The sequence below is a fragment of the Cellulomonas sp. zg-ZUI22 genome, assembly GCF_017353535.1.
Classification (GTDB): Bacteria; Actinomycetota; Actinomycetes; order Actinomycetales; family Cellulomonadaceae; genus Cellulomonas; species Cellulomonas wangleii.
The window spans coordinates 106449-121408 of the sequence record NZ_JAFMUZ010000006.1; the positions used below are offsets into that span (position 1 = coordinate 106449).

The following is a 14960-nucleotide window of genomic DNA, read 5'->3' on the forward strand; positions in this document are numbered from 1 at the left end:
ACGGGTCGTGCGCCGGTGACCGGTCCGGCACGCGGCAGCCCGGGCCGGGGCACCCACCTCGGGCGCCGGGTCGCCGGACACCTGCGTGGAGCACCGGGGCGGGGTGGGGCCCCGCGTCATCGCCGTTCCGAGGATCGCTCGCCGACGTCGCCGTGCGGTGACCGAGGGGCTCGCCGTGCACCTGGCGGTGTCCGGTCGGGGCGGCGGCTCACGGGGACCGGAGCCGCGCCTCCTCCTCAGGGTACGCGCACGGCGACCGCCGGGACGGGACCACCGGCCGGTGACGCAGAGCACGGTTGGGTCACGATCCGGGCGGCGGGGCGGTCCGACACCGGGCGGCGGGACGGGTAGGACGCACGGCGGGAGCCGGTCGCGGCGGCGGCGGACACGGCGAGGCCCCCGCAGGCGCACCGGCTGCCGCCGGTGACCTGCGGGGGCCTCGTCGGCTCAGCGGTGCGGGCCGTGCGGCGGCTTCGGCGCCTTCGGCGGCTTCGGTCCCTTCGGCCCCTTCGGCTCGAGCGCCGCGATCGCGTCGAGCAGCGCGGCGGTCGCCTCGTCGACCTTGGCCTGCGGGGCGCCCTTGGCGAGGACGGACGTGGCCTTGCCCAGCGCCTTGCGCACGGCACCGACGCTCTTGCCGGTGTACGTGTGGCCGCGCAGGTCGAGCACCTCGGCCTGGTCGACCGCCTCCTGCAGCTTCGAGGTGTCGCCGAGGTGCCCGCGGATCCCGAGCCACCGCTCCGGGTCGGCCACCGCGACCGCGGCGAGCTTCTCCGAGAAGTCGCTGTTGAGGATCAGCGGGTTGTGGGTGGAGCGCCAGCTCAGCTGGTCGTTCAGCCCCCAGAACGTCACGCGGTCGATGTCCGTGGCGTAGGTCTTGTAGACCGCGAAGTACTCGGCGAACCGCTGCGCCTGGATCCGCTCCAGCTCGGCCCGGTTCTCGATCTTGCCGACCCAGTACGTGAAGCCCTCGCGCGAGATGCGGTCGGCGACGGACGGGTCGGTCAGGTCGCGGTACGCGGCACGGTCGTCACCCTCGGGCTGGCCGTTCCACGCCTCCCACACCTGCAGGTCGAGCTCGCTGATGCTCACCTCGAACCCGGCCTCGGTGATGAGCTGGATCGACCGCTCGACGGACGCCTCGTCCGAGCACGCGCCGGGCTGCCATTCCGCGGCGGCGTCGTCCACGAGCTGCGGCAGGCGGGTGTTCGACGAGCACGCGAACGCCGGGGTCTGGTTGATGTAGTTGTGCGACTGCATGCCGATCGCCTCGACGAGCGGACGCGGGTCCTCGGGGTGCTCGGCCGCGTAGCGGGCGTTGAGGTCGGTCGCCATCGCGATGATCGCCTGCGCCTTGCCCTCGGACTGGAAGACGTTGAAGTCGTTGTACTCCAGCCGCATGTCCGGGTCGGCGGTGCGGGCGAACACGAACGCGTCGTACAGGAAGTCCGCCGGGTGCTCCCCCGCCGCCGTGTCCGCGCCGTTGGCGTACGCGGTGTACCAGCGGGAGAACCCGCCGTTGGGCCCGCCGCGCAGGAAGTCGCGCCAGTCCTGCGTGGCCGGGTCGAACTCCGCGAGCCCGTCGACGAAGGCCTCGTTGACGACGTCCCAGGAGACGGCGCGACCGTCGAAGTGCGTGAGCACCTCGGTGATGTACCGCTCCATGTTGGCGCGGGCCTGCGCGCGGGTGCCGCCGGTGGTGCCGCTGTTGAGCCGCGCCGGGGACTGCCCGTGCCAGACCAGCACGTGCCCGTGCACCTTCATGCCGCGGGCGAGCGTCTCGTCGACGAACGCGTCCGCCTGGGCGAAGGTGAACGTGAAGGCGCCGGTCTCCGGGTCGATGTTGTCGTTGGGCAGCAGCTGGTCGGGCTTCATGGCGTTCTCGGCCGTCATGACGCTGTAGTGCTTGGCGATCGTCTCCGACGCCGGCGACCCCTGCTCGTACGTGCCGGGGTGGGACCAGATGTTCCCGACGTCGAAGTAGTCGCGGTACACGTCCTTCAGCGGCTTGATCGCCTTGCGGAACGACGTCTCCAGGACGACGTCCTGCTCCGGCATGGTGAAGGAGCCGACGCGGGCGCCGATCCACCCGAGCTCGGGCGACGTCCAGCCGCCCCACACGTGGCCCCTGCCGGGCGTGGCGGTCAGGTCGACGGTCTCACCGGCCTCGTAGCTGCCGGCGCCCGTGACGGTGCCCCCGCGGCCCTCCACGCGGATCTCGACGTCGTACGTGCCGTCCGTGCCGGCGGCCTGCACCGGTGCGGCGACACCCACCGCCACCAGCGTCACCGCCGCCGCCGTCCCCACCCAGCGCGCAGCCAGGCGGCGCGCAGCGCCCGTCCTCGTCCCGGGCGCCCCGCCGGGTCGTCGTGTGGTCGTCCTCATGGTCGCTTCCTCCCCCGGGACCCCGCCGCTCCGTTGCCGCGGGCCCCTGATCCGGTCGACATGACCGTGCGCCACCCGGCGCCCCACCGGTCCTCGCTGACCGGCGCGCGGGCCGAGGCGGCCCACTTCCTCCTGCCCCGTCGTTTTTAACGTTAGACGCGGCAGATGGGTGACAACGTAAGGAGCCGTTCGGGTGACGTCAAGGGTGGTCGTGACGGGGGCGCCGTCGGCGTGCGGATCGCGCTGCGGCGACGGCGCGTGGGTGCGTCGGGCGGGCGACCCGGGCGGACCGGCAGGCCCGCACCACGTCAGCTCTCGCAGCCGATCCCGTCGCCGTCGCGGTCGAGGTGGGTGCCGTAGCCGGGCTCCCCGACGTGCACCGGTGCGGCGCCTGCTGCACGGGCCGCCGCACAGTTCTTGTAGTGGACCGCGGCCGGAGCCGGTGCCGGTGCCGGCGGGTCCGCGGGGGCGGGCGCCGGGGCCGGTGCGGCAGGCTCTGCCGGCGCGGGGGCCGGGGCGGGCACGGCGGCGGGGGCAGGTGCCGGAGCAGGCGCGGCGGCCGGGGCAGGCGCCGGAGCGGGCGCAGGCACCTCCTTCGCACCGGCGGGCAGAGGCTCCTCGGCGCAGGTGGACAGGACGCTCACCATGGCGTTGCGCTCGGCCTCGGTGACCCACAGCCCGTAGGTGTGCTTCACGCCGACCTGCCGGGCCACGTACGCGCAGCGGTACGGCTTGTGCGGCGGCAGCCAGGTCGCCGTGTCCCCGTCGCGCTTCTGCATGTTGAGCGGCCCGTCGACGGCGAGGAGGTTGAGCGGGTCGTTGGCGAAGGCCACGCGCGTGGGCTCGTCCCACCCCTGGGCACCCTTCTGCCACGCGTCCGACAGCGCGACCACGTGGTCGATCTGCACGGCGTTGCTCGTCTCCTGGCCGCGGGTGAACGCGATCGACGTGCCGCTGTACGGGTCCGCGAGGGTGCCGGTGAGCACCACGCAGTCGCGCGTGCCGGGCTTGAAGGTCTCGTTCTCCAGGTCCCGGGCGAGCATGTCGTTGCGGGTGTCGCAGCCGTTGCGGTCGGTGTCGACCCACCCGTTGCCGAACAGGTCGCGGTCGTACCCGGTCTTCGGCGCCCGCCCCTTGACCTCGAGCAGGGCGACGACGGCGAGGGCCGTCTGCGGTGCCGCCGACTGCTGGGCCGCGACGACGTCGACCTCGGCAGCGAGCTCGGGGGCGGGCAGCGCGGCGGCCTGCTGCTCGAGGGTCGGCGGCGTGGGCGTCGGCGCCGGGGTGGGCGTCCGCACGGGGTCCGGCGTGGCCGTGGCGGCGACGAGGGCCCTCGCGCCGGGGTCCTCCGTGGCCGAAGGTGCCGCGATCGCCCCTCCGACCACGACGAGCACGAGCCCGCCGGCGAGGACCACACTGGCCGCCCCGCGGCTGTGGCGCCCGAGCCAGGAACGACGCCGCCGCACCGCCCACGCGCCGGTGGCCGCGAGGTAGAGGCCCGCGAGGACGACGACCCCACTGATCCCGCTGGTGGCGCCCAGGCTGGCCACGAGGACCAGACCGGCCAGGCCGACCTTCGTCGTCAGCGGGATCGGGGTCGAGGGTCGGGGCGATGCGGACGAGGGCACGGTACTGACATCGGCAACCGCCGACCGCCCCTTGACGTGAGTCGGGCCTCCCCGGCCGACCACCGACCCGCACGGCAGTGCGTGCGCAGCTGCGGCGAACTGTGACGACGCCCGGCCGGGTGTCCGCCGTCCGGGTCGGCCAAGCACTAGCGTGCGCGTCGTGGCGGCCTTCGATCGTGATGCGGACATCACGCACGCGGTCGACTTCCGGATCGCCCGCGCCGGTGGCGTCGTGCTGTGCCGCCGGCCGCAGGTGCTCGAGGACGCGGTGCGGAGCCTCGTCGACCTCGGCTATGACGTCGTGTACCTGAACGCCGCGGACTGGCGAGCGGCCCCCACCATGTACGGCGACCTCGCGAGCGCGCTGCAGTTCCCCGAGCACTTCGGCCGCAACCTCGATGCGTTGCGCGACTGCCTCGACGACGTGGCCCACGGCGACTACGGCTGGCGCGTCGGGTCGACGGGTCTCGCACTGGTGGTCGCCGGGTTCGACGTCTACCGGCAGCGGCTTCCCGAGGAGGCGCTGGCCCTCGCGGACGTCCTGGCGGCGACAAGCCGAACAGCACTTCTCTACGGGCACCGCATTCTCTCGCTGCTCCGCGTCGACGACCCCGGCTTCCGGATCGGACCCGTCGGTGGCGTGGGGGTCCCGTGGCACGACGCCGAGTGGCTCGACCGCGACCGCAGGTAGCCACGGTCACCCCAGACCCTGGTCAGGCCCGAGCGGCCCGGCAGAGCAGCCCGCCGGCCGGGACGGCGGCACCGGTGACCTGCCAGACGTCGGCATGGTCGAGCGCCGGTTCAACGTCGCGCAGGCTGGCTGGAACCGACGCGGTTGAGCACGCTGGCGAGTGCGACGAGCGGCAGCAGGCGTAGCGGACGCAGAAGCGCCAGGGCGACGATGACAGCGAGATCGAACGGGTTTGCGCTTCACGAACTTCCGGCGGCGTTCGGAAAGGAACAACCTGGCGAGGTAGTCGGCCGCGAACGCTCGCCACGGGAGTACTCGCCGAGTCGGGCGGCGCAGACCACGTCCGCGGCGGCAATGCCTGCGTGGACGCCCAGCGTGACGTAGGCGTCGGCGACGTCCGAAGCCTGGTCGGCGAGCATCTCGACCGCAACCGCCGCGTCCGCGAACTGCTCCGCCTTCACCAGCCGTCCTCGACGCATCACCTCATCGGCCTTGACGGTGCGCGGGGTCATCGCCGCGCACCTGCCACCGCACGACGCAGCCAGACCGGGTCCCCGCTGATCGTCAGCGCCTCATCGAGCAACGACTGCAGAATGGGGTCTCGCGTGACCGCACTCGCCCGGCCGCCGCAGCCCCCGCGCCCACTTCGCCGAAACCGCCCCTAACCTGCAACAACACTCTGTGCGCCTGGGCAGATTCGAACTGCCGACACCCGCTTTAGGAGAGCGGTGCTCTATCCCCTGAGCTACAGGCGCATGGGACCCGACCGCCCCGTGACCGAGAACCCGGACGAACCTGCGTCCCTGCACCCGCCCACGAGTCGCGGAAGACCCCGTGCGGCGTCGGCGCGCGCGGAAGCACGACGTCGACGCCGGTCCAGGGTAGCGGGCGCGGTGCGCCAGCAGCACCACCGCGCGCCACCGCCGCACACGAAGCGGCCCTCACGGCGCCGGCGCCGGCGCGCACACCAGCGCCGGCGGGTACACCCCGTACCGCCGCCCCTCGGGGTCCAGCGGCAGCCCCAGGTAGTTCTTGTAGAACGCGAAGTGCGCACCGAACTTCGCCGGCACGTTCATGAGCATGTCGCCGGTCGTGTCGTACTCGGCGTACGTGCCGAGCAGCGCGGCGCGCACCGGGCGCTGGGTCGCCGCCGCGAGCGCAACGGCGTACGACGACTGGTTCTTGGCGCAGAACGCCCACCGCAGGAAGCCGAACTTCAGCGTGATCGTCTGCCGGGAGGGGAAGGTGCCGAGCAGCGGGTGCAGCACGTCCTCGAGCGAGGCGACGTCGTCCGGCGTCACGTCGTCGAGGCGCAGCACCGTGTCCTCCGCGAGCCCGGACGACCTGTACGTCGGCGCGTGCTGCATCGCCCACAGCGAGTGGTTGACGACCTTGGGGAACGCGCACCCCCACAGCCAGGAGATGCCGTCGGTGTGGAACGCCTTGCGGAAGCTGTCCAGGTCGGCCGTGTCCATCGTGGGCGCCCGGAAGTCGAGCCCGGACCGGCCGTCCTTGTCGTCGGGGTCGCGGCTGGTCCCCGCGACGGGCACCAGGGTCACGACCGGCGGTCCGATCGGCATGGGGACGGCGACCTCGTGCGTCCGGTCGTCGGTGCTGTTGACGAGGATCGGGCCGCCCATCCACCCGTGGCTGAAGATCGACAGCTCCATGACCGTCCCCGGCGAGATCGCGCCGATGGTGACGACCCGGTGGAACACGTCGGTGATCCCCATGACCCCGGGCTGGTTCGGCTTGAAGCGCGTGTGCCCGCCGGAGGTGGCGTAGCTCGCGCGCGTCACCGGCGTGAAGGCCTTCGTCGCGGTGACGGCCTCCGTGCGCCTGCCCCCCGCGAACGTCACCGTCCGCACCTGGACCTCCCCGCTGCGCACGTCCATCGTGACGAACCGCAGGTCCTCCTTCTTCGTGTTCCGCCGCTCCAGCCACGCGCGACGGCGGTCGGCGATGACACGGAAGTCGACGCCCTTGAACTCGTAGTCGACCCCGGCGACGAGGACGTACTGCTTCATGGCCCGCTCCTGCCCGCCCCGCCGGTGCTACTCGACCGGCTGCCAGTCCTCGTCGACCTTGTGCCACGAGGGCAGCTCGTCGTCGGGCCGCAGCTTGACCAGGGTCGTCGGCAGGCGGACGAGCCACGGTTCGCCCACGGGCCGTTCGTCGCCCGGTGCGCCCTGCGCGGCCTGGATCTCCTTGACGATCGGCAGGTACGTGGAGTCGTTGACGGTCGGTGCCGGGCCCCCGTTCCAGATCTTCCCGCGCTCCAGGTAGTGCGACACCGCGGCCTCGAAGCCCGGGCGCACGGGGACGACGACGCGCGCGGCCCCGGCGCGCAGGAAGTCGGCGAACTGCGGGTCGACGTCGTCGAGCAGCATCCGCTGCTTCCAGGCGGGCTTCCAGCCCCAGAAGTACGGGTAGCAGAAGTGGACGAGGTGCTCCCACTCGAAGGCCTGCTCGAGGAAGCGGACGTACGGCATCTGCTGCGCGGTCCGCACGAGGTCCGGCTGCGCGTACCCCTGCGACGACAGCTCGAGCGCCCCGAAGGCGTCGAAGTGCTGCGCCGTGAGCACCGTCAGCGCCTGCTTGCGCAGCTCCGTGGCGACCAGGCGCTGGTTCCACAGCGGGTTGCGCCCGGCGATGACCACGCCGGCCTGGGCCTCCGCCTCGGCGAGCCGGCTCTCGTACTGCTGCAGCTTGGCCAGGTACCCCTGGGTGAGGGCCGCGTGCGTCTTGAGCTGCCACGCCTTCGTGGCGCGTGCGGTGCGCTGGCAGAAGATCTCGACCGTCGCCGCCATCGAGCGGACCTGCCGGGCGTGGTACGCGTACGCCACGGAGCCCACCTCGGAGGCCATGTCGACGTAGCCGGTGGCGGAGAAGGCGTCGATCCAGTTGCTGCCGACCATGACGCGCCACACGTGGTCGTCGTAGAACGACATGGAACGCTGGAAGAGCGCGTACCGCGCCTCGTACCCCTCGTCGACGACCAGCTCGCCGGACGCCGAGCTCTCGTGGTCGCCCTCGGCGAAGACCCCGGCGAACGCCTTGCTGAGGGTCTTGACGGGTGGCGGCGGGGCCTCCAGCCCGCCGACGTCGTACCGGCGCGCCCAGACCGGGTACTCGGCCTCCGTCACCTGGTCGGACGTGATCGTGAACGGCACCGGCGGCTGCGGCGCGGTGCCGTCGTCCGGGGCGCTCTGCGTGAGGAGGAACGCGGTGGCCGGCTCGGGGACGGTGATGTCGAACAGCATGCGCTTGCCGTAGGAGTACACCTGCGCCTGCACGACCTTGTCGACCCACTGGTAGACGCCGCTGATGTTGCCGGACCCCGCCGTGTTGTCGAACCCGTGGCCGTACTTCTCCTCGAACTCGGTGACCGTGGTGGTCGAGCGCCGCTCCAGCACCCGGTCGACGACCTTGCTCGCCGCGCGGGTCACGACGTCCTTGCCGAACTCGGTCGACTGCTTCGCCGTCTCCTCGCTCGAGCTCGCGGTCCCCAGCTCGGCACTGGCCTCGACCTCGACGAACGGCCCGTACTTGGCGGTGACCTGGACGCCGGCGGTGAACGTCGACTCCTCGGCGAGGGTGGCGGTCGTCTCCCGCTTGAGGGAGAACCGGTCGGTGGTCTGGGTGTCCCGCTCGTCCTCCTGGGTGTGCTCGGACTCGGTGAGGATCGTCGTCTCCGTGCGGTCCAGCCGCCGGGTCTCGCGCGAGAGGTGCTCGGAGCGCAGCACGTTCTCGACGTGCGCCAGCTCACCGCCCTCGTACCGCAGCACGTGCTGCTTGATGAGGAGCAGCTCGCCGATGCCGACGGACTTCACGTCGCCGTGCCCCGTCGGCATCCCCGTCGTCGGGGTGCCGACCCAGTCGTCGTCCTGCGGCTCGGTCAGCCACCCTGCGCCGACGTGGACGCGCCCGCGCACGCGCGGCCCGGCCGACAGGTCGCGGACGACGGCCGCCTCGGCGAGCCGCAGCGCCTCGACCTGCTCGACGAGCTGCGGCAGCGGCACGGCAGCGGGGTCGATCCCGGCGTCGGCGAGCGTGCCGCGCACGTCCGTCGGCAGGTCGTCGACGGCCTCGCGGCGCAGCAGCCACGGGGACCGGACGGAGAGGTCGGTGTCATGCGGCACCGCGGGACCCGCCGCCGCCCGCGACGTGCTGCCGGCTGGGACGGCCGCAGGCTGTCCGGTCCGGTGATCGTCCGCGCCCGCCCCTGCGGCGAAGGCGTCGGCGCGCAGCCCGCGCAGCGCACGCAGCGCCGTGCCGAGCCGCGCCTCCTGCACCCGCGCCTCACGCAGGTGCGGGTCCTCGCGGCCGGGCCGGTCGTCGCCACGGGAGTCCGTGCCGCCATCCGGTCGAGGGCCGTCACCGCCGCCTGGCCGGGGCTCGTCGCCCCCGCCCGGTCGAGGGTCCCCACCGTGCGGCTCCTCCCCCCGCGGGCTCACGGGCCCGGGCATCTGCAGCGGGCGCAGACCCACGGGGTCCTCGCCCTGCGACGCGCGCCGCAGCGCGTCGTAGCCCTGCGCGGCGGCGGCGAGCCCGGCGGCGTCGACGTCCGGCCACCCGGACAGGATCTTCGTGGCGACCAGGGTGTCGGCGAGGGCACCCTCCTCCGTGCCGAACGTCTCGTCGGCCACCACCGTGGCGACGTCCCGTCCGCCGACCGCCTCCACGGCGTCCGCGAGCACGGCGAGGGGCACGTGGCCGGCGGACAGCACGTGCTGCACGCGGACGGCGACGGACCCCGCACGCAGGTCCTCCACGCGGCGGACCGCGTGCTCGGAGCGCAGCACGTCGCGCGCCTGCTCCGCCGCCGGTCGGCGGCCCGCGGTGGTGTCGATCGACGGGGGTTCGAGCACCTTCACCTCACCGCGGGTCGGCAGGTCCGGAGGGCGCATGACGATGAAGCGGGCGAGGTCGTCCATGACGGGCTCCTGGGTCAGTGGTCGTGTGCTGGGAGGAGCCTGCTCGCAGCCGCGCTGATACGGCGGTCGCCGAGCACTGCCCTGCCGACCCGGGTGAGCGCTGCAGGCTCGGACCCCGGCCGCTCGCGCGTCTCAGTGAGCTCGTCGCCGCCCGGTTCGCGGCCCCCTCGGGTCAGCCCTCGTGGCCGGATCCGCCGCCACTACCGACGCCCCCGGGACCCCGGGAGGGTGAACCGGAGCGACGAGCCCGCAGGTCACGCGGCCGACGGCCGGTTCAGCACCCGGTGCGCCCGGCGCACCGCGATCTCCTCCTCGCACGCGCAGGCCCACTCGCGGCGCGGGCCCCGCAGCGTCGGGGCCGGGGCGAGGACCAGCGCGACCACGGTCGCCAGGGCGTACGCCCGCTGCGGCGGGACCGCCCGCCTGCGTGCTTTGGCGTACGTCTTCCCGAACGCGTCCAGGTGCGCCTCGACGAGCCCGCCCAGCACCCGGCGGACGGGCTGCAGCAGCGTCGGCATGGTGACGACCTCCTCCGTTCCGTCGGCGTCGACGCCCCATCGGTGGGTCGCACGAGTGTCGTGCGTGAACCTGTGAACGCCTCGGGTCAGCCGTGCTGGAAGAGCACCGTCCCGGCGGGGTCGCAGACGACGGCCCGGGTCGCGTCGAGGTCGAGCTCGACGGTGAGGGACTGCTCGCCGTCCGCCGACCGCGCCGTGTACACGTAGCGGGTGTTGGTGAGCTCGACCTTCTCGGTGCGGGCGTGCACGAGCCACGGGTGCCGGCGCCGCAGGCCGATGAGCTGCTGGTGCACCCGGTACATCCACCAGCCCTCGGGGTCCAGGCCGCTCGGGTCGTCGGGCAGCGCGGGGCGGACCGCGTCGTCGCCGCCGAGCCGTTCCTCCTTGACGCCGGTGAACGCCTGCTCGTCGCCGTAGTACACCGACGGCACACCGCCGGTGGTCATGAGGACGACGACGGCGAGGACGGCCCGCTCGGGGCCGACCCTGCTGGCGATGCGGGTGACGTCGTGGTTGCCGACGCTGGTCTGCGGGGTGAAGTGCTCGAGGAACCCGTCGTGCCGGGTCAGGCACCAGTCGAGCTCGAAGAGGTTGCGGTCGAGCAGCGAGCTCCACAGCGCCTTCCACAGCTCGTACTGGGTGACCGAGTCCATGCCGGACTCCGCGACGATCGCCGCGTAGTCGCCGTGGATCACCTCGCCGACGAACCACGCGTCGGGGTGGTCGGCGCGGACGGCGGGCAGCACGCGCGCCCAGAACTCCGGCGGCACCGCGTAGGCGGCGTCGAGCCGCCAGCCGTCGGCGCCCCGGGCGAGCCAGTGCCGCATGACGCCCGCGACGTACTCGGCGACCTCGGGCTGGGTGTGGTCCAGGGCGACCAGGGAGCTGTGCCCCTCGAAGTCCGCGGCCCGGGGTCCCCCCGGTGCGTCCCAGTCGATGCGGAACCAGGACGCGTAGCGGCTGCCGGGCCCCTCCCGCAGCGCCTGCTGGAAGTACGGGTGACCTGCGCCGACGTGGTTGAACACACCGTCGAGCACGATCCGCAGGCCGCGCTCGCGGCACGCGGCCACCAGCGCGTCGAAGTCCTGGTCGTCGCCGAGCCGACGGTCGATCGCGAGCTGGTCGGTGCTGTCGTACCCGTGGGTCTGTGACTCGAAGACCGGCCCCAGCGACAGGCCGGACGCCCCGAGCTCGACGGCGTAGTCCAGCCAGGGCTCCAGACGCCGCAGGCGGTGGCCGGCGTCGTCGGCGACGCGGTCCCGGATCGGGGCGCCGGTCATGCCCAGCGGGTACACCTGCCACAGGACGGCATGCTCGACCCAGGTCACACGGGACTCCTCACCCAGACGGCTTCACGACCGCACGAGGCTACGCCCGCCACCTCCCGCGCCCGACGCGCGCGTTCTACCCACCGCGGCGCGACGGGCCAAACCCGCGCGCTCCCCCGTGCAGGGTCCGCAACTTTCGGTCCGATCGCTCGCGCTCCCACCGCCGAGCCGTGACCCTCTTCCGTGGCCCGGCCACCGACGAGAGGCAGCTGTGAACGACCATCGCACGGAACCCCCGCCTACCGAGGACGGTCAGCGCACCGCCGCGCAGCGGGCACGCGCCACGCGCATCCTGCAGGAGGTGACCTCACCGAGCACCGTCGGGACCCCGCACCCCGCGCTCCTGCCGGGGATCGGCGTCGAGCAGACGCACCGTCGGTTCAGCGTCGACACGGTCGTGTTCGCGGTCGCCGCCGCGCTCGTCGCCGGCGTCATCGTGTGGGGCGTCGCCAACCCGTCGGGGCTCGCGGCCTTCGCGGGCGCCGGCTTCGACGTCGTCACGCAGGACTTCGGCTGGTTCTTCAGCGTGCTGACCGTGGTCGTGTTCGGCTTCATGATGTGGGTCGGGTTCGGGCGGCACCGCGCGGTGCGGCTGGGACAGGACGACGAGGGCCCGGAGTTCTCGACCGTCTCGTGGATCACCATGCTGTTCTCCGCCGGCATGGGCATCGGTCTGCTGTTCTACGGCCCGCTGGAGCCGATGACGTTCTTCACGGACCTGCCGCCGGCGTTCGCCGCGTCGACCGAGGCGGGCAGCAACGCCGCCATGCACGTGGCGCTCGCGCAGACGACGTTCCACTGGGGCCCCATCGCGTGGGCCTACTACGCGCTGATCGGCGGTGCCGTCGCGTACGCGGCGTACCGCAAGGGCCGCGTCCCGCTGATGTCGGCGCTGCTCGAGCCGATCTTCGGTGCCCGCTCCCACGGCCTGCTCGGCAAGGTCGTCGACGTCTTCGCGATCGTCGTCACGCTGTTCGGCACCGCGGTGTCCCTGGGCATCGGCGCGCTGCAGATCGGCCGCGGCGTGGAGGTCGTCGGTGGCATCGGCACCCTGGGCAACGCGGCGCTGGTCGGCATCATCGCGGTGCTCGCCGTGGCGTTCATCCTCTCGGCCGTGTCGGGCCTCAAGCGCGGCATCCGCGCGCTGTCCAACATCAACATGGCGCTCGCCGGTGCGCTCGGCCTCTTCGTCCTGGTGACGGGGCCGACCGTCCTGCTCCTCAACCTGATCCCCGGCGCCCTCATGACGTTCGTCGGTGAGCTGCCGACGCTGATGGCCCAGTCGGCCGCGACGGCCCCCGACGCGCAGGAGTTCATGAGCGCGTGGACCACCTACTACTGGGCGTGGTGGGTGTCGTGGACGCCCTTCGTCGGGCTGTTCATCGCCAAGATCAGCCGCGGCCGCACGCTGCGCGAGTTCGTCACCGCCGTCATCGTGGTGCCCAGTGCCGTGTGCCTGGTGTGGTTCACGGTGGTCGGCGGCACCACCATGTGGTTCGAGCAGACGGGGGCCGGCATCAGCCAGGCGGAGTCCGGCCAGGACATGCTGTTCCTGCTGCTCGACGAGCTGCCGTTCGGCGCCCTGACGTCGGTGGCCGCGGTGATCTCGATCGTCATCTTCTTCGTCACCAGCGCCGACTCGGCCTCCATCGTCATGGCCAGCCTCTCGGAGCGGGGCAACCCCGAGCCGCGCCGCTGGACCACCGTCCTGTGGGGTGTCGCGCTCGCGACGATCGCCGCCGTCCTGCTGGTCGGCGGCGGGCAGGTCGCGCTGACGGGCCTGCAGAGCCTCATGATCGTCGCGGCGCTGCCGTTCGCCGTCGTCATCATCTTCGTGATGGTCGCGTGGGCCAAGGACCTGGCGCGCGACCCGCTGACCCTGCGGCGCCGGTACGCCCGCGAGGCCCTCGAGCAGGGCGTCCGCGCCGGGATCGAGGAGCACGGCGACGACTTCGTCGTGGGCGTCGTGGCCACCGAGCCCGACGAGGGCGCGGGCGCGTGGCTGGACACCGACGACCCGGTGCTGACCGACTGGTACCAGCCGGAGGGGGAGGACGGCCAGGGCACGGACGACCGGGACTCCGACGACGAGGGCTCCGACGACCGCAAGGACCCCGTGCTCGCCTGAGCTCGGCACGGTGCCGCGGCCGACCGCCCGGTCGCGGCACCGGCCGTCCCACGGCGGGTGACGTCGCGGACACGCCTCGGCACGTCCGGGCGACGCCTGGCGGTCCCGGTGGCACGATCTGCGCATGCTCACCGCCGACGACGTCCAGCAGGCCCGCCTGCCCCTCACCAAGCTCACCGAGGGGTACGACAAGGACGAGGTCGACGACCTGCTCGCCAAGGTCGTCGCGACGCTGCGCGCGGTGGAGAGCGGGACCGCGATCGACGACCCCGTCACCGCGGACGGGGTGCTGCAGGCGAGGTTCCAGGCCACGAAGTTCCGCGAGGGCTACGCGCAGGACGCGGTCGACGACCTGCTCGACCGGGTCATGACGACGCTCCGGGAGCGCCCCGCCGTCCCCGTCCCCCCGCCGGCGCCCGCCGCGCAGGCGACCGGCGCACCCGACGGCGCCGTGCCCGGCCTGCTGGCACCGCGGCGCTCCTGGTGGCAGCGCGTCCTCGGCGGCTGAGCCGCGGGGGCCCCTGGTGCGAGGCGTTGCTGCCGGTCTCCCGCAGCAACGCCTCACACAGCCAGGTCGGGGACCCCGGCGCCCGTCAGCTCGTCTGGACGACGCCCGCGAAGCCCTCGGACGGCTGCACGACCACGAACCCCGGACCGTGGAACTTGTACTGGAACGCCTCGCCGGACCCGCCGCGCAGCATCGAGGTCATGTTCAGGCTGGACACGACCTCGGGCGCGAGGTTGGCCGACCAGCACACCGCGGCGTTGGGGTCGACGTACGTCGGCTGCTGCGAGCAGTCGAGGATGACGGGCTTGCCGTCGGACGTCAGCGCGACGGAGCCGTGCCCGTGCACGACCGTGTTGAAGAACCCGCCGGTCATCACCCCGGCGCCGCGGGTGCGGTGCAGGTCCCACTGCAGGGACGCGTCGAACGCGAGCAGCGACGTGCCGCCGACGCTGATGGCGTCACCCTCGAGCTGGATGATGAAGACGTCCTCGGCGTAGCGCGCGAAGAACACGTCACCCTGCCCGGACACGGTCATGAGCGACTGGTCGTCGCTGCTGATGGCCCGCTTGACGAACTTGGCGAGGGAGTCCGAGCCCTTGTGGTGGAACTGCACGGCACCCTGGTAGGCCACCATGACGCCCTTGGCGGCCAGCACGGGCTCACCGAGCGTGACCTTGAGCATCTTGGGGCTCTGCAGGACGAACCGCTGCCCGTTCTCCACCTCGAGGTTGGACTGGTCGAAGATGTCGCTGCGCATGGCGCACATCCTGCCTCGCGCCACCGGCGCCGCACGCCAGCCCAACGGGTGACGTCCGGCGGTCCGCGCCGGCACGCGGG

General features: G+C 73.0%; 11 protein-coding genes and 1 tRNA gene. 3 read left to right on the plus strand and 9 right to left on the minus strand.

Annotated features, from left to right (window positions below):
* Positions 1-447: 447 nt before the first annotated feature.
* Together J1G43_RS14440 and J1G43_RS14445 are read right to left on the minus strand one after the other, a co-directional pair.
* Positions 448-2385, minus strand: coding sequence for an endo-1,4-beta-xylanase (locus J1G43_RS14440; RefSeq protein WP_207378706.1), 1938 nt, complete (start codon positions 2383-2385; stop codon positions 448-450).
* Between the two features lie 308 nt (positions 2386-2693).
* Positions 2694-4013, minus strand: a complete 1320-nt coding sequence (locus J1G43_RS14445) for a DUF1524 domain-containing protein (protein WP_307859612.1) — start codon at positions 4011-4013, stop codon at positions 2694-2696.
* Between the two features lie 160 nt (positions 4014-4173).
* On the opposite strand from J1G43_RS14445, the gene J1G43_RS14450 reads away from it, so the two are divergent.
* Positions 4174-4704, plus strand: a complete 531-nt coding sequence (locus J1G43_RS14450) for a barstar family protein (protein ID WP_207342372.1) — start codon at positions 4174-4176, stop codon at positions 4702-4704.
* 239 nt (positions 4705-4943) lie between these two features.
* On the opposite strand, the gene J1G43_RS14455 is transcribed toward J1G43_RS14450, so the two are convergent.
* From J1G43_RS14455 to J1G43_RS14480, 6 genes are all read right to left on the minus strand, one after another.
* Entirely contained in the window at positions 4944-5216 is a 273-nt protein-coding gene (locus J1G43_RS14455; protein ID WP_207378707.1) for a hypothetical protein, read from the minus strand.
* Positions 5217-5386: 170 nt separating this feature from the next.
* Positions 5387-5459: transfer RNA gene (locus J1G43_RS14460), tRNA-Arg, on the minus strand.
* 186 nt (positions 5460-5645) lie between these two features.
* Positions 5646-6731 (minus strand): hypothetical protein, encoded by a 1086-nt coding sequence (locus J1G43_RS14465; protein WP_207378708.1) that lies wholly within the window; start codon positions 6729-6731, stop codon positions 5646-5648.
* Positions 6732-6758: 27 nt separating this feature from the next.
* Positions 6759-9641: a hypothetical protein gene (locus tag J1G43_RS14470; protein WP_207378709.1), complete on the minus strand. Its 2883-nt coding sequence runs from the start codon at positions 9639-9641 to the stop codon at positions 6759-6761.
* A gap of 254 nt (positions 9642-9895) precedes the next feature.
* Positions 9896-10159 (minus strand): hypothetical protein, encoded by a 264-nt coding sequence (locus J1G43_RS14475; RefSeq protein WP_207342376.1) that lies wholly within the window; start codon positions 10157-10159, stop codon positions 9896-9898.
* 86 nt (positions 10160-10245) lie between these two features.
* Positions 10246-11487, minus strand: a complete 1242-nt coding sequence (locus tag J1G43_RS14480; RefSeq protein WP_307859613.1) for an alpha-amylase family protein — start codon at positions 11485-11487, stop codon at positions 10246-10248.
* Between the two features lie 301 nt (positions 11488-11788).
* Between J1G43_RS14480 and J1G43_RS14485 the strand changes: the two genes are divergently transcribed.
* Together J1G43_RS14485 and J1G43_RS19130 are read left to right on the plus strand one after the other, a co-directional pair.
* Entirely contained in the window at positions 11789-13615 is a 1827-nt protein-coding gene (locus tag J1G43_RS14485; protein WP_307859614.1) for a BCCT family transporter, read from the plus strand.
* Positions 13616-13739: 124 nt separating this feature from the next.
* On the plus strand, positions 13740-14123 hold the full coding sequence (locus tag J1G43_RS19130; protein ID WP_242635794.1) for a DivIVA domain-containing protein: 384 nt from the start codon (positions 13740-13742) through the stop codon (positions 14121-14123).
* An 85-nt stretch (positions 14124-14208) separates the two neighbouring features.
* On the opposite strand, the gene J1G43_RS14500 is transcribed toward J1G43_RS19130, so the two are convergent.
* Entirely contained in the window at positions 14209-14880 is a 672-nt protein-coding gene (locus J1G43_RS14500; RefSeq protein WP_207340589.1) for an AIM24 family protein, read from the minus strand.
* Positions 14881-14960: the final 80 nt, after the last annotated feature.